The organism is Burkholderia sp. Bp8984, from assembly GCF_003853755.1.
Taxonomy (GTDB): Bacteria; Pseudomonadota; Gammaproteobacteria; order Burkholderiales; family Burkholderiaceae; genus Burkholderia.
This window is the reverse complement of the sequence record NZ_QTQN01000002.1, coordinates 357,188-378,145: the sequence shown is the minus strand read 5'-3', so window position 1 is coordinate 378,145 and position 20,958 is coordinate 357,188. Positions and strand designations below refer to the sequence as shown.

22 protein-coding genes are annotated in these 20,958 nt (G+C 67.8%); 18 read left to right on the top strand and 4 right to left on the bottom strand.

The genetic code is table 11. The annotated features are described in order from the left end of the window. Window positions 1-27: 27 nt before the first annotated feature. The 7 genes from DID98_RS03900 (at window position 28) to ftsB (ending at window position 8,994) form a co-directional block, all read left to right on the top strand. Window positions 28-816 (top strand): TatD family hydrolase, encoded by a 789-nt coding sequence (locus DID98_RS03900; RefSeq protein ID WP_044848181.1) that lies wholly within the window; start codon window positions 28-30, stop codon window positions 814-816. Between the two features lie 57 nt (window positions 817-873). Next, window positions 874-3,381 carry a DNA internalization-related competence protein ComEC/Rec2 gene (locus tag DID98_RS03895; RefSeq protein ID WP_124570261.1) on the top strand — a complete coding sequence of 836 codons (2,508 nt, stop codon included), beginning with the start codon at window positions 874-876 and terminating at the stop codon, window positions 3,379-3,381. Between the two features lie 183 nt (window positions 3,382-3,564). After that, on the top strand, window positions 3,565-4,410 hold the full coding sequence (locus DID98_RS03890) for an alpha/beta fold hydrolase (protein ID WP_044848179.1): 846 nt from the start codon (window positions 3,565-3,567) through the stop codon (window positions 4,408-4,410). 175 nt (window positions 4,411-4,585) lie between these two features. After that, window positions 4,586-6,238, top strand: a complete 1,653-nt coding sequence (locus tag DID98_RS03885) for a CTP synthase (RefSeq protein WP_124488302.1) — start codon at window positions 4,586-4,588, stop codon at window positions 6,236-6,238. 3 nt (window positions 6,239-6,241) lie between these two features. Beyond that, entirely contained in the window at window positions 6,242-7,096 is an 855-nt protein-coding gene (gene kdsA, locus DID98_RS03880) for a 3-deoxy-8-phosphooctulonate synthase (RefSeq protein WP_124488301.1), read from the top strand. A gap of 106 nt (window positions 7,097-7,202) precedes the next feature. Next, a complete protein-coding gene (gene eno / locus DID98_RS03875; protein WP_011885396.1) occupies window positions 7,203-8,486 on the top strand; it encodes a phosphopyruvate hydratase in 1,284 nt (427 codons plus the stop codon). 82 nt (window positions 8,487-8,568) lie between these two features. Next, window positions 8,569-8,994: a cell division protein FtsB gene (ftsB, locus tag DID98_RS03870; protein WP_044848176.1), complete on the top strand. Its 426-nt coding sequence runs from the start codon at window positions 8,569-8,571 to the stop codon at window positions 8,992-8,994. A 94-nt stretch (window positions 8,995-9,088) separates the two neighbouring features. On the opposite strand, the gene DID98_RS03865 is transcribed toward ftsB, so the two are convergent. The 3 genes from DID98_RS03865 to DID98_RS03855 form a co-directional block, all read right to left on the bottom strand. Then, window positions 9,089-9,448, bottom strand: coding sequence for a hypothetical protein (locus DID98_RS03865; protein ID WP_124570260.1), 360 nt, complete (start codon window positions 9,446-9,448; stop codon window positions 9,089-9,091). A 137-nt stretch (window positions 9,449-9,585) separates the two neighbouring features. Then, window positions 9,586-10,536 (bottom strand): Hsp33 family molecular chaperone HslO, encoded by a 951-nt coding sequence (gene hslO, locus DID98_RS03860; protein WP_124488299.1) that lies wholly within the window; start codon window positions 10,534-10,536, stop codon window positions 9,586-9,588. Window positions 10,537-10,561: 25 nt separating this feature from the next. After that, on the bottom strand, window positions 10,562-11,086 hold the full coding sequence (locus DID98_RS03855) for a gamma carbonic anhydrase family protein (RefSeq protein ID WP_057925213.1): 525 nt from the start codon (window positions 11,084-11,086) through the stop codon (window positions 10,562-10,564). A gap of 144 nt (window positions 11,087-11,230) precedes the next feature. Between DID98_RS03855 and DID98_RS03850 the strand changes: the two genes are divergently transcribed. The 11 genes from DID98_RS03850 to DID98_RS35715 all read left to right on the top strand — a co-directional run bounded on the left by DID98_RS03850 (window position 11,231) and on the right by DID98_RS35715 (window position 20,641). Beyond that, window positions 11,231-12,088, top strand: coding sequence for a ferritin-like domain-containing protein (locus tag DID98_RS03850; protein WP_124570259.1), 858 nt, complete (start codon window positions 11,231-11,233; stop codon window positions 12,086-12,088). 210 nt (window positions 12,089-12,298) lie between these two features. Beyond that, window positions 12,299-13,189 carry an alpha/beta fold hydrolase gene (locus DID98_RS03845; RefSeq protein WP_124488297.1) on the top strand — a complete coding sequence of 297 codons (891 nt, stop codon included), beginning with the start codon at window positions 12,299-12,301 and terminating at the stop codon, window positions 13,187-13,189. Window positions 13,190-13,271: 82 nt separating this feature from the next. Beyond that, window positions 13,272-14,102, top strand: coding sequence for a 3',5'-nucleoside bisphosphate phosphatase (locus DID98_RS03840; protein WP_124488296.1), 831 nt, complete (start codon window positions 13,272-13,274; stop codon window positions 14,100-14,102). Between the two features lie 79 nt (window positions 14,103-14,181). After that, window positions 14,182-14,814, top strand: a complete 633-nt coding sequence (locus DID98_RS03835; protein WP_124522131.1) for an L-threonylcarbamoyladenylate synthase — start codon at window positions 14,182-14,184, stop codon at window positions 14,812-14,814. A 45-nt stretch (window positions 14,815-14,859) separates the two neighbouring features. Further along, complete coding sequence (locus DID98_RS03830; RefSeq protein WP_044847994.1) at window positions 14,860-15,522, top strand: site-2 protease family protein; 663 nt, start codon at window positions 14,860-14,862, stop codon at window positions 15,520-15,522. Window positions 15,523-15,530: 8 nt separating this feature from the next. Beyond that, on the top strand, window positions 15,531-16,733 hold the full coding sequence (locus DID98_RS03825) for a tryptophan--tRNA ligase (RefSeq protein ID WP_044847993.1): 1,203 nt from the start codon (window positions 15,531-15,533) through the stop codon (window positions 16,731-16,733). Between the two features lie 9 nt (window positions 16,734-16,742). Beyond that, on the top strand, window positions 16,743-17,345 hold the full coding sequence (locus DID98_RS03820; protein WP_124522129.1) for a bifunctional 2-polyprenyl-6-hydroxyphenol methylase/3-demethylubiquinol 3-O-methyltransferase UbiG: 603 nt from the start codon (window positions 16,743-16,745) through the stop codon (window positions 17,343-17,345). 47 nt (window positions 17,346-17,392) lie between these two features. Further along, window positions 17,393-18,298: a 4-hydroxy-tetrahydrodipicolinate synthase gene (gene dapA, locus DID98_RS03815; protein ID WP_044847991.1), complete on the top strand. Its 906-nt coding sequence runs from the start codon at window positions 17,393-17,395 to the stop codon at window positions 18,296-18,298. Window positions 18,299-18,409: 111 nt separating this feature from the next. Then, a complete protein-coding gene (gene bamC / locus DID98_RS03810; protein WP_044847990.1) occupies window positions 18,410-19,555 on the top strand; it encodes an outer membrane protein assembly factor BamC in 1,146 nt (381 codons plus the stop codon). A 4-nt stretch (window positions 19,556-19,559) separates the two neighbouring features. After that, window positions 19,560-20,336 carry an MBL fold metallo-hydrolase gene (locus DID98_RS03805; RefSeq protein ID WP_124488293.1) on the top strand — a complete coding sequence of 259 codons (777 nt, stop codon included), beginning with the start codon at window positions 19,560-19,562 and terminating at the stop codon, window positions 20,334-20,336. Window positions 20,337-20,458: 122 nt separating this feature from the next. Beyond that, a complete protein-coding gene (locus DID98_RS35715; RefSeq protein WP_185500420.1) occupies window positions 20,459-20,641 on the top strand; it encodes a hypothetical protein in 183 nt (60 codons plus the stop codon). 20 nt (window positions 20,642-20,661) lie between these two features. Here DID98_RS35715 and DID98_RS36575 read toward each other — a convergent pair whose 3' ends face one another. Continuing rightward, on the bottom strand, window positions 20,662-20,907 hold the full coding sequence (locus DID98_RS36575; RefSeq protein ID WP_011657350.1) for a hypothetical protein: 246 nt from the start codon (window positions 20,905-20,907) through the stop codon (window positions 20,662-20,664). Between the last annotated feature and the right edge of the window lie 51 nt (window positions 20,908-20,958).

Sequence of the window (20,958 nt, the reverse complement as noted above, 5' to 3'; positions counted from 1 at the left end):
GTTGCGGCGGGGCGCAGGAAAGCCGCCATGTGGATCGATACGCATTGCCATCTCGATGCCGCCGAATTCGACGCCGACCGCGACGCGGTCACGCAGGCGGCGCGTGCGGCCGGCGTGTCTCGCATCGTGATTCCGAGCATCGGGCGCGACAACTTCACGACCGTGCGCGAACTGGCGCAGCGCACACCGGGCGCGGTCTATGCGCTCGGCATCCACCCGATGTATACGCCGCACGCACGCGACGAGGATCTCGACCGGCTGCGCATGGAGATCGAGGCGAGCCTCGACGATCCGCGCTTCGTCGCGATCGGCGAGATCGGGCTCGACTACTTCGTGCCGGGGCTCGACGAAGCGCGGCAGCAATTCTTCTATCAAGGGCAGCTCAAGCTCGCGCGGGAATTCGACCTGCCGGTGCTGTGCCACGTGCGCAAGTCGCAGGACCGCGTGCTCGCCGGGCTGCGCCGCTTCGGCGTGCGGCGCGGCATCGCGCATGCGTTCAACGGCAGTTTCCAGCAGGCCGACGCGTATCTCGCACAGGGGCTGCATCTCGGTTTCGGCGGCAACGTGACGTTCGGACGCGCGTTGCAGATCCGCCGGCTCGCCGCGCAGTTGCCGCTCGACGCGATCGTCGTCGAGACCGACGCGCCCGACATCGCGCCCGAATGGGCGTACAAGTCCCGCAATGCGCCCGACCAGGTGCCGCGCATCGGTGCCGTGCTCGCCGAGCTACGCGGGATCGACGCGCACGCGCTGTCCCTATCCACAACGGCTAACGCGCTCGCCGCGCTGCCGCGACTCGCCCTTTCGTCCGCATAATCGTTGCCGGAAGGCGCCGTCTCGACAGCGGCGGCGCCAGGTCGACGAGGAGGCGCGATGCGCGTGTGGTGGATCGCGTTCGCGCTCGGCGTCGTCGTGCTGCAGCGGCAGGCGGCGTTGCCGGGCGCGGGCGGCTGGGCAGGCGGGGCGGCGGTGCTGGCCGGTTGCGGCGCGCTGCTCGCATGGTGTGCGCGGCGCCGTCGAACCCGCGCGATCGTCGCGCTCCGGTGGGTGCTGTGCGCGTGCGCCGCCGGTGCGATCGGATTCGGCTATGCGGCCGCGCGCGCCGAATGGCGGCTGCGTGACAGCCTGCCCGTCGAGCGGGAAGGGCGCAACATCGTCGTCACGGGCGTGATCCGCGGGTTGCCGGTGATCGACGACACCGGTGCGCGACTGCTGTTTGCCGTCGAATCGAACGATGCGGCGCTGGCCCGGTTTCCTCCCGTGATCCGGTTGTCATGGCGCACGTACGGCGCGCCCGGAGCACGCGACGCGATGCCCGATTTGCGCGCCGCGCAGCGCTGGCGCCTCGTCGTGCGCCTGAAGCGTCCGCATGCCGAGGCGAATCCCGGCGTGCGAGACAGCGAGGCGGCATGGCTCGCCGCGGGCATTCGCGCGATCGGCTATGTGGTCGCGCCCGAGCGGGCGGAACTGCTCGACGCGCGCGCGTCGGGATGGCGCGCGTCGATCGATCGGCTGCGCGACGCGCTGCGTGCCGGTATCGGCGATGCGCTCGGCAGCGGCGCGCGCCATCACGGCATCGTGACCGCGCTCGCGGTCGGCGATCAATCCGGCATCGGCGACGACGCGTGGCGCGTGCTGCGCAATACGGGCACGAGTCATCTGGTCGCGATCTCCGGGCTGCACGTCGGGCTCGTCGGCGCGCTCGCCGGCGGGATCGCATCGATCGTCTGGCGGCGTCTGCGCTGGCGAGGACGTGCGGCGGCGCTGATGATTCCCGCGCCTTACGTGGCTTCGGTTGCCGCGCTGACGGCAGCCGCCGGCTATGCAGCGCTCGCCGGCTTCAACGTGCCGGCGCAGCGCGCATGGTGGATGATCGCGGCCGGTGCGGCCGCCTATCTGGCCGGACGCAGCGTGCCGACGTCCACGGTGCTGTGCGCGGCGCTCGGCGGCGTGCTGCTCGCCGATCCGTGGGCCGTGTTGTCCGCCGGGTTCTGGCTGTCGTTCGGCGCGGTTGCAGTGATCCTGATGGCGGTCGCGGGCTGGCGTGCGGTGCGCGAATTCGACGGGGGCGACAGGCACGACAGCGGCGACGGTGCGGGGGATGGCACCATCGCGGTCGACCGCTGGAGGTGGCTGCGAGCAGGGTGCGCGCGTGCCGGGCGCCGAATCGCGGAGGCCACGCGCGTGCAGTACGCGGTGACGATCGGCCTCGCGCCGCTGACGGCAGCGTGGTTCGCGCAGATCTCGGTATCCGGCCCGTTCGGCAATGCGTTCGCGATCCCGTGGGTCAGCGCCGTCGTGACGCCGGTCGTGCTCGCCGGTATCGGGTTGCCCGCGCCGTTGGACGGCTATGCGTTCCGGCTCGCGCATGCGGCGCTCGAACCGATGATGGCGCTGCTGGGGCATCTCGCCGACTGGCCGGCCGGCGTATTCTGGCTGCGCATGCCCGACTGGCCGGTGTTGATGCTGGCGTGCATCGGCGTCGCATGGGTGTTGATGCCGCGCGGCTGGCCGCTGCGCTGGGCCGCGCCGATCACGTGGCTGCCGCTGCTTGTGCCGGCGCCGGATAAACCGCCGCCGGGCGGCTTCCGGCTGACCGTGCTCGACGTCGGGCAGGGCGCATCGGTGCTGGTCGAGACCGCGCGCCGGACCTTGCTGTTCGATGCGGGGCCGGGGCCGGAGTCGACCCATGCCGGCCAGCGGATCGTTGCGCCGTCGTTGCGCTCGCGCGGAATCCGGACCGTCGATACGCTCGTGCTCAGTCATGCGGACGCCGATCACGCGGGCGGCGCGGCGGCCGTCTATGCGGCGGTCGAGGTGCGTCAGCTGCTTGCCGGCATCGCGCCGCGGCACCGGCTGTGGCGCGACGCGCAGGCGGCCGGCGTGACCGATCGGTTGCCTTGCGCGGCCGGGCAGCGGTGGAGCTGGGACGGTGTCGTGTTCACGATGCTGTGGCCGCCGCGCATGGCGGGGGCCGGTCCGTCGAACGAACAATCGTGCGTGCTGCGCATCGACGCGGTGGGCACGTCGGCCCTGTTGACGGGCGACATCGATGCGCGCGCCGAGCGCCGCCTGGTGGCCGATGCGCGCGACGCGCTGGCCGCGCAGATCCTCGTCGTGCCGCACCATGGCAGCCGCACGTCGTCGGTCGAGCCTTTCCTCGATTCGGTCGGGCCGCGCGTCGCGGTATTTCCTGTAGGCTATCGCAATCGCTTCGGGCATCCGCACCGGACGGTCCTCGCGCGCTACGAGGCGCGCGGGATTCCGCTGCCACGCACCGATCGCGACGGGGCCGTGCGGTTCGACGTCGCGCCGGCGGACGGCGGTTTTGCGTTCGAGCGTTATCGCGATGCGCAGCGACGGTACTGGATGGACCGGTGAGTTGGTGTGATGGCGCGCAGCAGGAACGAAGAGACCGGACACGTGCTGGAGCAGCGGAGCCCGCCGATCGCGAAGCATGGGGCGGGAGTAAGTGCTAAAGCACCAACTCCGGTCGACCGCGAAGCATGGGACGGGAGTAAGCGCTGAAGCGCCAACTCCCGTCGACAAAGGAGACATTGGCGTTTGAAGGACATCCTCCACTTCTCGCATGCGAACGGTTTTCCGGCCTCGACGTACCGGACGATCTTCGCCGAGCTGGCAGACGACTACGACCTGCGTTACATCGAGCGCATCGGTCACGACCGCCGCTACCCGGTGACGCGCGACTGGCCGCATCTCGTCGAGCAGCTGCTCGACGACATCGGCAGCCGCTACGAGCGCCCGGTCTGGCTCGTCGGTCATTCGCTCGGCGGCTACCTGTCGCTGATGGCAGCGCTGAAAAAACCGCACTGGGTGCGCGGCGTGGTGATGATCGATTCACCGATCATCGCGGGATGGCGCGCCGGCGCGCTGCGCGCGAGCCAGTGGGCCGGGCTCGACGAGCGGCTGTCGCCGGCGGCCGCGACGCGCAACCGGCGCACGCGCTGGGCGAGCCGCGACGAAGCCTGGCGGCACTTTCACGAGAAACCCGCGTTCGCGCGCTGGGACGAGCGGATGCTGTCGGACTACATCGACCACGGCATCCCGCAGGCGGGCGCCGACGGCGAACGCGCGCTCGCATTCGACCGGCAGGTCGAATACCTGATCTACCGGACGCTGCCGCACACGCTCGGCCCGCGGCTCGCGCACGGCGCGCCGGTGCCGCTCGGCTTTCTCGCCGGCACGCGCTCGCGCGAGGTGCGGCAGGTCGGGCTCGAGGCGACGCGCCGCGCCGCGCGCGGGCGCATCGAATGGATCGAGGGCAGCCACCTGTTCCCGATGGAGCGGCCGATCGAGACGGCCCGCGCATTGCAGCGGATGCTGAATTCGCTGAAAACGGCGGAGGGCGGCGTGCCGCGAGACAGCGCAGCGCTCGCGAACAGCGCCTGACGCCTTGGTCCGGTGCTCCGCGTCCGGCGTGCGCGGTTGCACCGTCCGGCCGGCCGGTTCGCCCCGGCGCGCACGGCTGGCGCGGCACAGCGCGAAAGGGCGGGATCATCGCGTCAATTGCTGAGAGAAGGGCGGGCTTTACGGTATAATCCGTTTTTCCCGCGAGCATCCAGCGATGACCAAATATGTTTTCGTCACCGGCGGCGTAGTTTCTTCCCTCGGCAAGGGTATTGCCGCCGCCTCTCTCGCCGCGATCCTCGAATCGCGCGGTCTGAAAGTCACCCTCCTCAAACTCGATCCCTACATCAACGTCGACCCCGGCACGATGAGCCCGTTCCAGCACGGCGAAGTGTTCGTGACGGAAGACGGAGCGGAGACCGACCTCGACCTCGGCCACTACGAGCGCTTCATCAGCACGAAGATGCGCAAGGCCAACAACTTCACGACCGGCCAGATCTACGAATCGGTGATCCGCAAGGAACGCCGCGGCGACTATCTCGGCAAGACCGTGCAGGTGATTCCGCACATCACGAACGAAATCCAGGCGTTCATCGAGCGCGGGGCGGCATCGGCCACCTGCGGCGAACCGGACGTCGCGATCGTCGAGATCGGCGGCACGGTCGGCGACATCGAGTCGCTGCCGTTCCTCGAGGCCGCGCGCCAGATGAGCCTGCGCCTCGGCCGCAACAGCGCGTGCTTCGTGCACCTGACGCTCGTGCCGTACGTCGCGACGGCCGGCGAGCTGAAGACGAAGCCGACCCAGCACAGCGTGCAGAAGCTGCGCGAGATCGGCATCCTGCCGCACGTGCTGCTGTGCCGTGCGGACCGCCGCATCCCGGACGACGAATCGAAGAAGATCTCGATGTTCTCGAACGTGCCGGAAGACGCCGTGATCTCGGTGTGGGACGCCGACAGCATCTACAAGATTCCGCAGATGCTGCACGACCAGGGCCTCGACCGGATCATCTGCGAAGAGCTGAAGCTGTCGCCGAAGGACGCCGACCTGAGCATGTGGTCGGAGCTCGTCGAGAAGCTGGAAAACCCGAAACACGAAGTGACGATCGGCATGGTCGGCAAGTACGTCGATCTGACCGAGTCGTACAAGTCGCTGATCGAGGCGCTGCGCCACGCATCGCTGCACACGTCGACCAAGGTCAACATCGAGTACATCGACTCGGAAGAGATCGAGACGAACGGTGTCGACAGCCTGAAGCATCTCGACGCCGTGCTGGTGCCGGGCGGTTTCGGCCGTCGCGGCACGGAAGGCAAGATCGCGGCGATCCGCTATGCGCGCGAGGCAAAGGTGCCGTACCTCGGCATCTGTCTCGGCATGCAGCTCGCGGTGATCGAATTCGCGCGCGACGTCGTCGGCCTGAAGCAGGCGAACAGCACGGAATTCGATCCGGAAACGCCGGAACGCGTGGTCGCGCTGATCACCGAGTGGCACGACCGCGAAGGCAAGGTCGAGACGCGCACCGAGGAATCCGATCTCGGCGGCACGATGCGCCTCGGCTCGCAACGCTGCCCGATCAAGCCCGGCACGATGGCCGAAGAGATCTATGGCAAGGACGTGAACGAGCGCCATCGCCACCGTTATGAAGTCAATAACCGCTTCGTGCCCCAGCTCGAAGCCGGCGGCCTTATCATCAGCGCCCGTACCCCGAGCGAGGATCTGCCGGAAATGATGGAGCTGCCGCGCTCGATGCACCCGTGGTTCGTCGGCGTCCAGTTCCACCCGGAATTCACGTCCACGCCGCGTGACGGTCATCCCCTCTTCAAGTCGTTCGTCGAAGCCGCGCTCGCCAACAAGCAAGCGCGCGGAGTGTAAAGCATGAAGCTGTGCGATTTCGAGGTCGGTCTCGACCAGCCTTTCTTCCTGATCGCGGGTACCTGCGTCGTCGAATCGGAGCAGATGACGATCGACACGGCGGGCCGCCTGAAGGAGATCTGCGAGAAGCTGAACGTCCCGTTCATCTACAAGTCGTCCTACGACAAGGCGAATCGCAGTTCGGGCAAGTCGTTTCGCGGCCTCGGAATGGACGAGGGCCTGCGGATCCTCGGCGAGGTGAAGCGCCAGCTCGGCCTGCCGGTGCTGACCGACGTGCATTCGATCGAGGAGATCGAGCAGGTCGCGTCGGTCGTCGACGTGCTGCAGACGCCCGCGTTCCTGTGCCGCCAGACCGACTTCATCCACGCGTGCGCACGCTCGGGCAAGCCCGTCAACATCAAGAAGGGCCAGTTCCTCGCGCCGCACGACATGAAGAACGTAATCGACAAGGCGCGCGACGCGGCGCGTGACGCGGGGCTGTCGGAAGACCGCTTCATGGCGTGCGAGCGCGGCGTCTCGTTCGGCTACAACAACCTCGTGTCCGACATGCGCTCGCTCGCGATCATGCGCGAGACGCACGCGCCGGTCGTGTTCGATGCGACCCACTCGGTGCAGCTGCCGGGCGGGCAGGGCACGAGCTCGGGCGGCCAGCGCGAATTCGTGCCGGTGCTCGCGCGTGCGGCGGTCGCGACGGGTGTCGCTGGCCTCTTCATGGAAACGCATCCGAATCCGGCCGAAGCGAAGTCGGACGGCCCGAACGCGGTGCCGCTGAACCGGATGGGCGCGCTGCTGGAGACCCTCGTCACGCTCGACCAGGCGGTGAAGCGCAATCCGTTCCTGGAAAACGATTTCAACTAAAGATCGAATGAACCATGCGACGGCTTCGCGCGTCAGTAGCGTAAGCAATGTCGGCGCGCATGCCGTCGCAGTTTGAAGAATCCATCGTCATTCTCAGAGGAAACCCATGAGTGCAATCGTAGATATCATCGGCCGCGAGATTCTGGATTCGCGCGGCAACCCCACCGTCGAATGCGACGTGCTGCTCGAATCGGGCACGATGGGCCGCGCGGCGGTGCCGTCGGGCGCGTCCACCGGCTCGCGTGAAGCGATCGAACTGCGCGACGGCGAAGCCGGCCGCTACAACGGCAAGGGCGTGCTGAAAGCGGTCGAGCACATCAACACCGAAATCTCCGAAGCCATCATGGGCCTCGACGCGTCGGAACAGGCGTTCCTCGACAAGACGCTGCTCGAGCTGGACGGCACCGACAACAAGTCGCGCCTCGGCGCGAACGCGATGCTGGCCGTGTCGATGGCCGTCGCGAAGGCAGCGGCTGAAGAAGCCGGCCTGCCGCTGTACCGCTACTTCGGCGGCTCGGGCGCGATGCAGCTCCCGGTCCCGATGATGAACATCGTCAACGGCGGCGCGCACGCGAACAACAGCCTCGACATCCAGGAATTCATGATCGTCCCGGTGAGCCAGCCGACGTTCCGTGAAGCCCTGCGTTGCGGCGCGGAAGTGTTCCACGCACTGAAGAAGATCCTGAGCGACCGCGGAATGAGCACGGCAGTCGGCGACGAAGGCGGCTTCGCGCCGAACTTCGGCAGCAACGACGAGTGCCTGTCGACGATCCTGCAGGCGATCGAGAAGGCCGGCTACCGTGCGGGCGAAGACGTGCTGCTCGCGCTCGACTGCGCGGCCTCCGAGTTCTACCACGACGGCAAGTACCAGCTCGCGGGCGAAGGCCTGCAACTGTCGTCGGCCGAATTCACCGACTACCTCGCGACGCTCGCCGACAAGTTCCCGATCGTGTCGATCGAAGACGGCATGCACGAAGGCGACTGGGACGGCTGGAAGCTGCTGACCGAGCGCCTCGGCAAGAAGGTGCAACTCGTCGGCGACGACCTGTTCGTCACGAACACGCGCATCCTGAAGGAAGGCATCGAGAAGGGCATCGCGAACTCGATCCTCATCAAGATCAACCAGATCGGTACGCTGACCGAAACGTTCGCGGCAATCGAAATGGCGAAGCGCGCGGGCTACACGGCCGTGATCTCGCACCGCTCGGGCGAAACGGAAGATTCGACGATCGCGGACATTGCGGTCGGCCTGAACGCCGGTCAGATCAAGACGGGTTCGCTGTCGCGCAGCGACCGCATCTCGAAGTACAACCAGCTGCTGCGCATCGAGGAAGATCTCGGCGACATCGCGAGCTACCCGGGCAAATCGGCTTTCTATAACCTGCGCTAACGCGCTACTATCGGGTTCGTCATCTCGACGCCGCTCTGTGCATGTCGCGCGGAGCGGCGCTTCTTATATCTGCGTCTCTTACATGCGGCTTGTCACTGTCGTCCTGATTGCCTTGCTGGCGCTCATTCAGTACCCCCTATGGTGGGGACACGGCGGCTGGTTGCGGGTGCACGAATTGCGCCAGCAGCTCGGCGATCAGCTGCAGAAGAATGCGGACGAGAAGCTGCGCAATGAACGGATCGCGGGCGAAGTGCAGGATCTGCAGGGCGGTACTGCGGCCATCGAGGAGCGCGCGCGCTACGAGATGGGCATGGTGAAGGATGGCGAAGTGTTCGTGCAGTTCGTATCGCCGAACGCGCCGGCCAGCCCGCTGAACAACACGCCGTCGAGCACGTCGACGCGCGGTACCGTGTCCGCGGCACCCGTGCGTGTCGTGCCGAACCCGCAGTCGATCGCGAAACCGTCGCGGCATCACGGCGGCGAGAAGGGCAAGGCCGCGCATCACTGAGCGCGGGAGTCCGAACCATTGAAAAAGCGCGGGAAATGCCGCGCTTTTTTATTTCCTGGCAGTCGTCAATCGGGTCGGTCGACGCGATGTCGCGTCACCACCACCAGCCCGGGTAACCGTAGCCATAGCCGATGCCGGTGCCCCACCGGTTGCCCCAACCGCCGCCGTAATAGCCGCCGTAGACGGTCACGGGCGGCGGCGAGTAATACGACCACGCGCGCGCGGCGGCCTCGGCCGCCATCGCGTCGTTCTGCTCGCGCAGCACCTGCCGGTCGATCTCGTCGTAGCGTTTGCGCTCCGCGCTCGACAGGGCGGGCGGCCGGCCGCCCGACGCGCCCGGCTCGGGCAGGCGGCTCAGGATCGTCGACGAAGGCGGCTGCATCGCGCAGCCGGCGAGGGCCAGCGTGCCGGCTGCGACGCCGGCCAGGACGAGGGTGCGGAACGGGCGATTCATGTGTTTCTCCAGCAGCGCGCCGCAGTGGAAAGCGGTTTGCGCCGAAGGCGGGACCTGCGGCGCGTGAGCCGTACGGGCGACGCTCGTGCGTCATTATGCGCCCGCGCCCGCATCGCGGGCACGGACGCGTGGCTCGCTCAGTGACGCTGGTCGGTCGCGGGCGTGATGCCGGTCGCGAGTTCCGGCGCGGCGAACAACTGCGCGACGTCGACGGGATCGAATTCGTAGCGCTGGTTGCAGAACTCGCAGTGGATCTCGACGTGACCGCGCTCGACGATCACGCTGTCGACTTCGTCGCGGCCGAGCATGCGCAGCATCGCGCCGACCTTCTCGCGCGAGCACGAGCACTGGAAACGCGTCCCGGCCGGGTCGAAGTGCTGCACGTTTTCCTGCCAGAACAGCCGGCGGAACACGACTTCCGGTTCGACCTCGAGCAACTCCTTGGCGGACAGCGTGCCGCCGAGCGTGCAGACGCGCTCCCAGGTGTCGGCGTCGGTCTCGGCGTTGCGCGGCACGATGCCGCCGTCGCCCGGCAGCTTCTGCAGCAGCATGCCGACCGCGCGGTCGCGATCGGCCGCGAGCCACAGCCGCGTGTCGAGCTGCTCCGAGTGGTGCATGTAGTGCTCGAGCACCTGCGACACCGATTCGAGCGGGCCGTCGACGCCGTTCAGCGGCACGATGCCCTGGTACGGCTGCTGGCCCGGCAGCTTCTCGGCCGGGTCGAGCGTGATCACGCAGCGGCCGTGACCGCTCGCGTTGACGAGCGACGCGAAGTGCATGTCGTCGCCGATCGTCTGCGCCGCGTCGCCGGCGAACTTGGCCGTGGCGCGCATCGACAGGTCCGAGCCGCACTGGACGACCAGCATCTGGACCGGCCCGTCGCCGAAGATCTGCATGATCAGGGTGCCGTGAAATTTCAGGTTCGCCGACAGCAGCGCACACGCGGCCATCATCTCGCCGAGCACCGTGCGCACCGGGGCAGGGTAGTCACGGCGGGAAAGCACCTCTTGCCACGTGTTGCGCAGCGACACGATCTCGCCGCGCACGGGTGCCGAATTGAACATGAATTTCTGTAACTGGTCGCTCACTCTTCTTCCTTGAAATCCGCGCGAATCAGCCGATCCGCACGAGTTGCTCCTTGAAATGCGCACGCCGCTCGACGTACGTCTTCGCATTTGCGCGCAGCCGCGCGATGTCGTCTGCCGACAGCTCGCGCACGACTTTCGCCGGGGCGCCGAGAATCAGCGAATTGTCCGGGAACGTCTTGCCTTCCGTCACGACCGCGCCGGCACCGACCAGACAGTTGCGGCCGATCACCGCTCCATTCAAGACCACCGCCTGAATCCCGATCAGCGAACCCTCGCCGATCGTGCACCCGTGCAGCATCGCCTGGTGCCCGATCGTCACGTTTTCGGCAATCGTCAGCGGAAAGCCGGGGTCCGTATGCAGGACCGCGCCTTCCTGGACATTGCTTCCGGTGCCGACCGTGATCGTCTCGTTGTCGCCGCGAATCGTCGCGCCGAACCAGACGCTCGCGTTTTCCTCCAGCACGACCTTGCCGATGATGGCCGCCGTATCGGCGACGAATACGCTTTCGTGGATCGTCGGGGCCGTCTCGCCCAGTTTGTAGATCGTCACGGAGTCTCCTGATCTCTTCGATGATGGGCGCCGGTAGAATGGCGCGTCTGGCGTGCCGGGCGCGTTGCGTGACGGCACAAACGCTTATTGTAAACCGTCGCGTGCCTGCGCTCCCGCGATGCGCGCGCATGGTGCCCCCGTTTGATGAGCATGCAGCCTTCTTCCCTTACCGCGGCGCCGCGTTGCGTGCGCCGCGCCGCGCTCGACGCGCTGCGGATCTCCGAGCCGGCCGCGAAGGCCGCGCAGGTCCGTGCGCTGTATGACGCGCTGCTGGCCGGACGGGCCGCGATCGCGCCGGCGCTCGGCCTGGACGAGCCGGCCGACCTGCCCGGCCGTCCGGCGCGCCCGCCGCTCGTCGAGCCGCGCCAGCTCGAGCGCCGCAGCATGCGCTCGCCCGCGGGGCGCGCGGTGTTGCTGCACGCGCTCGCGCATATCGAATTCAACGCGATCAACCTCGCGCTCGACGCCGTGTGGCGCTTCGCCGGCATGCCCGACGCGTTCTACGCGGACTGGCTGAAGGTCGCGGCCGAGGAGGCCTATCACTTCACGCTGCTGTCCGACCGGCTGGCCGGGTTCGGGCATGCGTACGGCGATTTCCCCGCGCACAACGGGCTGTGGGAGATGTGCGAGCGGACCAAGGCCGATGTGCTCGCGCGGATGGCGCTCGTGCCGCGCACCCTCGAGGCGCGCGGGCTCGACGCGTCGCCGCCGATCCGTGCGCGGCTCGTGCAGGCGGGCGACGACGCGTCCGCGGCGATCCTCGACGTGATCCTGCGCGACGAGATCGGCCATGTCGCGATCGGGAACCGCTGGTTCCGGCACTTGTGCGACGCCGCCGGCCGCGATCCGGTTCCCACCTACCGCGAGCTTGCCGAGCAGTACCATGCGCCGCGGCTGCGCGGCCCGTTCAATTTCGACGCGCGCCGCACCGCGGGATTCGAGCAGGCGGAGCTGGACGAACTCGCCGCGCAGGACGTGCCGGACGGCCCGGCGGCGGGTTAGGGCGAGCGGGCGCCGCCGGCTCCAGACGGGCGGGCGAACGCTGCCGCCGGCTGGCCACACGGGCCGCTCGGCGGCATTTCCGTGGCAGCCGATGCGCCGGACACGTACCGTCGGCTCACCGTCGCTAGAGCGCAGCCTCGACTGCCGGGCGCCGGAACGGAAGTGCCATCGCTATAATCGAACGACCATTCTTTTTTTTTGGCGGCTGCAATGAATGCCTCGAGTTCTGTTTCCGATTTCGTCACCGTCCGCGGCGTCAAGCTGCATGTGCGGCGCTGGGGCCGGCCCGATGCGCCGACGCTGTTCATGCTGCACGGCTGGATGGACGTCGCGGCATCGTTCCAGTTCGTCGTCGACGCGCTCGCGGGCGACTGGCAGGTGATCGCGCCGGATGCGCGCGGCTTCGGCCTGTCCGACTGGCCGGTCGCGCGGCAGGGCGGCGGTCATTACTGGTTCCACGAGTACCTGGGCGATCTCGACGCGCTGGTCGATCACTATGCGCCGACCGGCGAAGTCAACCTGGTCGGGCACAGCATGGGGGCGAACGTCGTGTGCCTGTACGCGGGCGCGCGGCCGGAGCGCGTGCGGCGCGTGGTCGACCTCGAAGGGTTCGGGCTCGCCCCCGCGCGGGCCGAGCAGGCGCCGCGCCGGCTGCGCGGCTGGCTCGACGAGCTGCGCGCGCCGCCGGTGCTGCGCCCGTACGCGTCGCTCGACGACGTGGCGGCCCGGCTGACCAAGACCAATCCGCGGCTCGATCCGCGCCGCGCGGCGTTCCTCGCCGCGCACTGGTCGAAGCGCGGCGACGACGGCCTGTATCACCTGCTGGCGGACCCCGCGCACAAGATGGCGGGCCCGCAGCTGTACCGGCTCGACGAAGTGATGGCCGTCTGGAAGCAGGTGCGCGCGAAGGTGCTGCACGTCGAGGCCGTCAATTCGCCGACGCTCGCCTACATCGCGGGCGACATCCCGCTGGCCGAGTTCAAGGCGCGCTTCGGCGCGTTCCCCGACTGGCGCGAAAAGCTCGTCGAGGATGCCGGCCACATGGTCCATCACGACCAGCCGGAGCAGGTCGCGGCGCTGATCGAGGCGTTCTGCGCATAGGCCGGCGGCGGCAGCGGCGGGGCAGGCGGGCGGCGCATTTGCCGCATTGCAGTAGAATGAAGCTTCACCTGCCATACCGACAATGAACGCTGATCTCCACTGCCATTCGAATGTTTCCGACGGGTTGCTGTCGCCTGCCGACGTCGCGCGCCGCGCCCATGCCGGCGGCGTGACCCTGTGGGCGCTGACCGACCACGACGAGATCGGCGGCCAGGCGGCGGCGCGCAGCGAGGCGGAAGCGCTCGGCATGCGCTACCTGAGCGGCGTCGAGATTTCGGTCACGTGGGCGTCGCGCACCGTGCACATCGTCGGGCTGCACATCGATCCGTCGAACCCGGCGCTCGTCGACGGCCTGTACCGCACGCGCCACGGCCGTGCGGCCCGTGCGCGGGCGATCGCCGCGCAGCTCGAGACGCTCGGCATCCCCGGCGCGTACGAAGGCGCGCTGAAGTACGTGTCGAATCCCGACCTGATCTCGCGCACCCACTTCGCGCGTTTCCTGGTCGAGAACGGCCATGCCGCATCGACGTCCGACGTGTTCGACCGCCTGCTCGGCGACGGCAAGCCGGGGTTCGTTCCGCACCGCTGGGCGACGCTGTCCGACGCCGTCGCATGGATTCGCGCGGCGGGCGGGGAGGCCGTGGTCGCACACCCGGGCCGCTACCGCTATACGCCGGTCGAATTCGACGCATTCTTCGGCGAATTCATCGATCTCGGCGGCCGGGCGATCGAGGTCATCACGGGCAGCCACACGCCCGACCAATACCGCGAATACGCGGACGTCGCGCGCCGCTTCGGCTTCGAGGTGTCGCGCGGTTCGGATTTCCATGCGCCGGGCGAGGGCCGCGTCGAACTCGGCAGCCTGCCGCCGTTGCCGCCCGACCTGAAACCGGTCTGGGAGCGCTGGCTCTGACGCGTCGCGGCCGCTTGCCGTTCGCCGTTCGCGCTGCCGGCGAGGCGCGCATCCGACTTCTCCCTCTTTACGTGTCCCCATGTCCCAGTTCTTCAGGATTCATCCGGATAATCCGCAGCCGCGCCTGATCAAGCAGGCCGCGGACATCGTCAGCAAGGGCGGCGTGATCGCAATGCCGACCGATTCGAGCTACGCGCTCGCGTGCCACCTCGACGACAAGGACGCGGTCGAGCGCGTGCGCCGCATCCGCGGCCTCGACGAGAAGCAGCACCTGTCGCTGCTCGTGCGCGACCTGTCGGAACTGGCCAACTTCGCGATGGTGGACAACCGTCAGTACCGGCAGATCAAGTCGGTGACGCCGGGCCCGTACGTGTTCATCCTGCAGGCAACCAAGGAAGTGCCGCGCCGGCTGTCGCATCCGTCGCGCAAGACGATCGGGCTGCGCGTGCCCGATCACGCGATCACGCTCGCGCTGCTCGAGTCGCTGGGCCAGCCGCTGCTCGGCACGACGCTGATCCTGCCGCCGGACGACGAGCCGCTGAACGATCCCGACGACATCCGCGCGCGGCTCGAGAAGCAGGTCGATCTCGTGATCGACGGCGGCGCGTGTCCGCGCGAGCCGTCGACGGTGATCGACCTGACGGGCGACGCGCCGCAGCTCGTGCGCGCGGGGCGCGGCGCGCTCGAACCGTTCGGGCTGTCGGCCGCGTAAGCGCCATTCATTTTTGCGCGAGTGCGCTTGTTACAATAACGCGATATGGACGCTTCCCTGATTCAGACCATCGCCGTCTACGCGCTGCCCGTGATCTTCGCGATCACGCTGCACGAGGCTGCGCACGGCTATGCCGCGCGCCTGCTCGGCGACAACACCGCCTACATGATGGGGCGCGTGTCGTTCAACCCGATGCGCCACATCGATCCGCTCGGCACGATCGCGATTCCGCTCGTGATGTATTTCCTGACCGGCGGCGCTTTCCTGTTCGGCTATGCGAAGCCGGTGCCGGTATCGTTCGGCAACCTGCGCGATCCGCGCTGGGGCAGCCTGTGGGTGGCGCTCGCCGGTCCGGCCTGCAACTTCGTGCAGGCGCTGGTCTGGGGCGTGCTGACCATCGTGCTGCCCGCGGCCGGCATCGACGAGCCGTTCTTCACGCGGATGGCCTATGCGGGCGTCAGCGCGAACCTGGTGCTCGGCGTGCTGAACCTGTTTCCGCTGCCGCCGCTCGACGGCGGCCGTATCCTCGCGGCACTGCTGCCGCCGAAGCAATCGATCGCGCTGTCGCGCATCGAGCCGTACGGTTTCATCATCGTCCTCGTGCTGGTCACGACGGGCGTGCTGACGAATTTCTGGCTGCGCCCGCTCGTGAACGCCGCGGCCGGCGTGCTGAGCGCCATCCTGTCTCCCTTCGCCTCGCTTTTCTAACGACAATCATGTTCCCAGATCGTATTTTCTCCGGCATGCGACCCACCGGGTCGCTGCACCTCGGCCACTATCACGGCGTGCTGAAAAACTGGGTGAAGCTGCAGTCCGAGTACCCGTGCTTCTTCTGCGTGGTCGACTGGCATGCGCTGACGACGCACTACGAAACGCCCGAGGTCATCGAGAAGAACGTGTGGGACGTGCTGATCGACTGGCTCGCGTCCGGCATCGATCCGGCGCAGGCGACGCTGTTCATCCAGAGCAAGGTGCCCGAGCATGCGGAGCTCGCGCTGCTGCTCGGCATGAGCACGCCGCTCGGCTGGCTCGAACGCGTGCCGACCTACAAGGAGCAGATGGAGAAGCTGAAGGACAAGGACCTGTCGACCTACGGCTTCCTCGGCTACCCGGTGCTGATGGCGGCCGATATCCTGCTGTATCGCGGCTCGCTCGTGCCGGTCGGTGAAGACCAGGTGCCGCACGTCGAGATGACGCGCGAGATCGCGCGCCGCTTCAACTACCTGTACGGCCGCGAGCCGGGCTTCGAGGAGAAGGCGCTCGAGGCCGCGAAGAAGCTCGGCGGCAAGCGCGCGAAGCTCTATCACGAACTGCGCAACGCGTACCAGCAGGAGGGCGACGACGAGGCGCTCGAACAGGCGCGCGCGATGCTGCAGGAGTCGCAAAGCCTGTCGATGAGCGACCGCGAGCGCCTGTTCGGCTATCTCGAAGGCGCGCGCAAGATCATCCTGGTCGAGCCGCAGGCGCTTTTGACCGAAGCGTCGCGGATGCCGGGCCTCGACGGCCAGAAGATGTCGAAGTCGTACGGCAACACGATCGGCCTGCGCGAGGACGCGGAGACGATCACGAAGAAGGTCCGCACGATGCCGACCGATCCGGCGCGCGTGCGCCGCACCGATCCGGGCGATCCCGACAAGTGCCCGGTGTGGCAGCTGCATCAGGTCTATACGGACGAAGCGACGCACCAGTGGGTGCAGAGCGGCTGCCGCTCGGCGGGTATCGGCTGCCTCGACTGCAAGCAGCCGGTCGTCGAAGGGATCCTGCGCGAACAGCAGCCGATGCTCGAGCGCGCACAGAAGTACATGGACGATCCGTCGCTGCTGCGCGCGATCGTCGCGGACGGCTGCGACAAGGCGCGCAAGCACGCGGTCGAGACGATGCGCGACGTGCGCGAGGCGATGGGCCTGTCGTACACCTGACCTGACGGCATGCGCGAACCCGTCATTGCCGCCGCGGGCGGCCACGTCGCCCAGACCGAGCCGTCGCGCTGGGTCAGCCGGTGGTCGCGGCTCGTCCCGGCGGGCGGCGCGGTGCTCGATGTCGCCGCGGGCGGCGGCCGCCATGCGCGCTGGTTTGCGTCGCACGGGCATCCGGTCGTCGCGCTCGACCGCGATCCGGCCGCGCTGGCCGCATTGCGCGCGATTCCCGGCGTCGACGCGCGCGACGCCGATCTCGAGGGCGCGCCCTGGCCGCTGCCGGCCGGCGCGTCGTTCGCGGCGGTGATCGTCACCCATTATTTGCATCGTCCGCTCTGGCCCCATCTGCTTGATGCGGTGGCGCCGGGCGGCGTGCTGATCTACGAAACCTTCGCGCAAGGAAACGAAACGGTCGGCAAACCGTCCAATCCAGCGTTCCTGCTCGCCCCGGGCGAGCTGCTGGACGCGGTGCGCGGCCGCCTGCGGGTGGTCGCGTACGAGGACGGATTCGTCGCCGCGCCGCGCGAGGCGTTCGTGCAGCGCATCTGCGCGGTACGCGAGGGCGCGACCCCGACGGCGGGGGCGGGAATTCCACGTTACGAACTGCCCGGCTAATCCGCTACAATCTCAACGTTTACCGGTACATCAATCAATCGCGTTTCATGGCTAACGGCACCCAAGACGGCATTCAAATCCGCGGCAGCATCCCCGCGATCGTCACTCCGATGCTCGAAGACGGCAGTCTCGACCTGCCGGCGTTTCGCAAACTGATCGACTGGCACATCGCGGAAGGCACCGACGCACTCGTCGTGGTCGGCACGAGCGGCGAGTCGGCAACGCTCAACGTCGAAGAGCACATCCTGATGATCCGCACGGCGGTCGAGCATGCGGCGAAGCGCATCCCGATCATCGCGGGCGCAGGCGGCAATTCGACCGCCGAGGCGATCGAACTGACGAAGCACGCGAAGGCCGTCGGCGCCGACGCGACGCTGCAGGTCGTGCCGTACTACAACAAGCCCACGCAGGAAGGGATGTACCGGCACTTCAAGGCGATCGCCGAAGCGGTCGACCTGCCGGTGATCCTGTACAACGTGCCGGGCCGCACCGTCGCGGACATGGCGCACGAGACGACGCTGCGCCTCGCGCAGGTGCCGGGCATCATCGGCGTGAAGGAAGCGACCGGCAACATCGATCGCGCCGCGCACCTGATCAAGGCCGCGCCGAAGCATTTCGCGATTTACAGCGGCGACGATCCGACCGCGATCGCGCTGATGCTGCTCGGCGGCCACGGCAATATCTCGGTGACGGCGAACGTCGCGCCGCGCGCGATGAGCGACCTGTGCCGTGCGGCGCTGGCCGGCGACGTCGCAACGGCGCGCGAGCTGCACATGAAGCTGCTGTCGCTGCACAAGAACCTGTTCATCGAGGCAAACCCGATTCCGGTGAAGTGGGCGCTGCAGGCGATGGGCAAGATGCAGGGCGGCATCCGCCTGCCGCTTACGCCGCTCGACGAGCGCTGCCACGATGTCGTACGTTCGGCCCTCGTCGAGGCCGGCGTCCTCGCCTGAGGCTCAGGCGGCCGCGTCCTGCGGCCGCCGGCTCGACCCCTCATCAACCCGCACCGGCCGGCTCCGTCCGGCGCCGCTCCTGACGAGCGTTCTAGCAAGACGAAGGATTTCATGAAACGTTTCGCCTTTTCCTCTCGCGCCATCCAGGTTTCGGTGGTGGCGCTGGCGCTGGGCGCGCTCGCCGGCTGCGATACGCTGAACGATTATCTGGCTCCTGACCGGGTCAACTACAAGAACACGGGTTCGGCGCCGCCGCTCGCGGTGCCGAGCGACCTGAAGCCGGTGCCGACGACCCAGCAGTTCGTCGCGCCGCCGAGCAACGCCGGTCTCGGCACGCTGCCGCCGCGGGCGACGACGGCCTCCGGCAACGCGACCGACGGCGTCCCGAGCGCGCAGGATCCGCTCGGCATGCATATCGAGCGCGACGGCGATCGCCGCTGGCTCGTCGTGGACGGGCGCACGCCCGAGCAGCTGTGGCCGATCCTGAAGGAGTTCTGGCAGGAAAACGGCTTCTCGCTGAAGACCGACGCACCGTCGACCGGCATCATGGCCACCGACTGGGCCGAGAACCGCGCGAACATTCCTGACGACTGGTTCCGCCGCACGATCGGCAAGGTCATCGACTTCGCATACTCGTCGGGCACGCGCGACCGTTTCCGCACGCTCGTGAACCGCACGCCGGACGGCAACACCGACATCTCGATCACGCACAGCGCGATGGAAGAAATGATGGTCGGTCCGCAGGGCGGCACGTCGTCGCGCTGGGAAGAGCGTCCGCGCAACCCGGTGCTCGAGGCCGTGTTCCTGTCGAAGCTGATGCAGAAGTTCGGCCTGAGCGACGCGCAGGCGAAGCAGCTGCTGACCGATGCACGTCCCGCGACGGCGCCGGCGAAGGTCGCTGACACGAGCGGCGGCGCCGCGACGCTGCAGCTGGCGGAATCGTTCGACCGCGCGTGGCTGCGCGTCGGTCTCGCGCTCGACCGTACCAACTTCGCGGTCGACAATCGCGACCGCGAGAAGGGCCTGTACACCGTCCGCTACGCGAACACGATGGAAGAGCTGAAGCGCGACGGGCTGTTCGGCAAGCTGTTCTACGGCGGCCCGTCGGCGGCCAAGCCGGGCAAGGAATACCTGGTCAACGTGCGCGCGCAGGGCAATGGCGGCACGCAGGTCGCGGTGGTCGACGCGAACGGCCAGGTCGACAACTCGTCGGACGCGCAGCGGCTCATTTCGCTGCTGCAGGCCCAGCTGAACTGACCGCGTGCGCTTCGCCAGCCTTGGTAGCGGCAGCGAAGGCAACGCGCTGGTCGTCGAGGTGTCGAGTGGCACGACGACCACCCGCGTGCTGCTCGACTGCGGTTTTTCTGCGAAGGAGGTCGAGCGCCGCCTCGGCCGCCTGAATCTCGGCATCGACGATCTCGATGCGATCCTCATCACCCACGAACACAGCGACCACGTCGGCAGCGCGCTGACGCTCGCGCGGCGCGGGTCGCTGCCGCTCTACATGAGCTGGGGCACGGCGCGCGCAGTGGGCGCGGACGAGGCCGATGTCGATCTCCACGTGTTGTGGGGCGACGAGACGGCCGCGATACGCGATCTGGCCGTGATGCCCTATACGGTGCCCCACGACGCGCGGGAACCGCTCCAGTTCGTTTTCATGGATGGCTGTCGCCGGCTCGGCGTGCTGACCGACGTCGGCATGGCCACGCCGCATATCACGACCGTCCTGAGCGGCTGTGACGCGCTGGTGCTCGAATCCAACCACGATACCGCGATGCTCGCCGGGAGCCGCTATCCGCAGTCGCTGAAGGCGCGGATCGGCGGCAATCATGGTCACCTGAGCAACGATGCCGCCGCCGGCATCCTCGCATCGCTCGAACGCAGTCGCCTCCAGCATCTGGTCGCGGCGCACCTGAGCCAGCAGAACAACCGGCCCGAGCTGGCCCGCCAGGCGTTTGCCGGCGTGCTGGGAACGGACGGGGAGGACGTGGTCGTGGCCACGCAGGACGCGGGCTTCGACTGGCTGACGCTCGGTTGAGCGGGCGCAGAGCGACGCGGGAAGGGGCGGGCGACGGCTTGGCCTGCTTGCCTGCCGGGTGCGATGCGCGGAACCGACAGACGTAAAAAAACCGGCCCGAAGGGCCGGTTTTTTTTCAGCTGATGCTGAGGCTTACTGGCTTGCGCCCGAAGCCGGAGCAGCCGTCGCTGCCGAAGCAGCCGACGCCACAGCAGCAGCTGCGTCGCTCGCAGCAGCCGTTGCCGACGAAGCAGCAGCCGAAGCGTCGCTCGCAGCACCAGCAACTGCCGAAGCAGCCGACGAAGCAGCAGCCGATGCGTCGCTAGCAGCCGACGAAGCAGCTTGATCAGCGCTCTTGTTGCAAGCAGCCAGTGCAACAGCAGCCAACAGGGAAGCTACGAGGAGGGATTTCTTCATGATCACGTCCTTTTATGGTTAAAGGTAAGCAACAGCGCGAAACAATACCGGTAATGTGCTCCAACACCGACCTGGGCCGCTGGTGGAGACGCACTTCTAGAGCGTGAATCTTCCCTACGGCTTGGGCGGAAATTATATGCACTTTCCTATCGACCGTCGACAAATGCGGGGTCAATACGTTGTCTTTCCCATACAGAATTTGATCTGCACGGGCATACGGGGCGGC

Excerpts from the sequence above, each read along its gene's own strand:
- DID98_RS03900 (WP_044848181.1), top strand. The coding sequence starts at position 28 with ATGTGGATCGATACGCATTGCCATCTCGATGCCGCCGAATTCGACGCC.
- DID98_RS03895 (WP_124570261.1), top strand. The coding sequence starts at position 874 with ATGCGCGTGTGGTGGATCGCGTTCGCGCTCGGCGTCGTCGTGCTGCAG.
- DID98_RS03885 (WP_124488302.1), top strand. The coding sequence starts at position 4,586 with ATGACCAAATATGTTTTCGTCACCGGCGGCGTAGTTTCTTCCCTCGGC.
- kdsA (WP_124488301.1), top strand. The coding sequence starts at position 6,242 with ATGAAGCTGTGCGATTTCGAGGTCGGTCTCGACCAGCCTTTCTTCCTG.
- eno (WP_011885396.1), top strand. The coding sequence starts at position 7,203 with ATGAGTGCAATCGTAGATATCATCGGCCGCGAGATTCTGGATTCGCGC.
- ftsB (WP_044848176.1), top strand. The coding sequence starts at position 8,569 with ATGCGGCTTGTCACTGTCGTCCTGATTGCCTTGCTGGCGCTCATTCAG.
- DID98_RS03865 (WP_124570260.1), bottom strand. The coding sequence starts at position 9,448 with ATGAATCGCCCGTTCCGCACCCTCGTCCTGGCCGGCGTCGCAGCCGGC.
- DID98_RS03850 (WP_124570259.1), top strand. The coding sequence starts at position 11,231 with ATGAGCATGCAGCCTTCTTCCCTTACCGCGGCGCCGCGTTGCGTGCGC.
- DID98_RS03845 (WP_124488297.1), top strand. The coding sequence starts at position 12,299 with ATGAATGCCTCGAGTTCTGTTTCCGATTTCGTCACCGTCCGCGGCGTC.
- DID98_RS03840 (WP_124488296.1), top strand. The coding sequence starts at position 13,272 with ATGAACGCTGATCTCCACTGCCATTCGAATGTTTCCGACGGGTTGCTG.
- DID98_RS03835 (WP_124522131.1), top strand. The coding sequence starts at position 14,182 with ATGTCCCAGTTCTTCAGGATTCATCCGGATAATCCGCAGCCGCGCCTG.
- DID98_RS03830 (WP_044847994.1), top strand. The coding sequence starts at position 14,860 with ATGGACGCTTCCCTGATTCAGACCATCGCCGTCTACGCGCTGCCCGTG.
- DID98_RS03825 (WP_044847993.1), top strand. The coding sequence starts at position 15,531 with ATGTTCCCAGATCGTATTTTCTCCGGCATGCGACCCACCGGGTCGCTG.
- DID98_RS03820 (WP_124522129.1), top strand. The coding sequence starts at position 16,743 with ATGCGCGAACCCGTCATTGCCGCCGCGGGCGGCCACGTCGCCCAGACC.
- dapA (WP_044847991.1), top strand. The coding sequence starts at position 17,393 with ATGGCTAACGGCACCCAAGACGGCATTCAAATCCGCGGCAGCATCCCC.
- bamC (WP_044847990.1), top strand. The coding sequence starts at position 18,410 with ATGAAACGTTTCGCCTTTTCCTCTCGCGCCATCCAGGTTTCGGTGGTG.
- DID98_RS35715 (WP_185500420.1), top strand. The coding sequence starts at position 20,459 with ATGCTGAGGCTTACTGGCTTGCGCCCGAAGCCGGAGCAGCCGTCGCTG.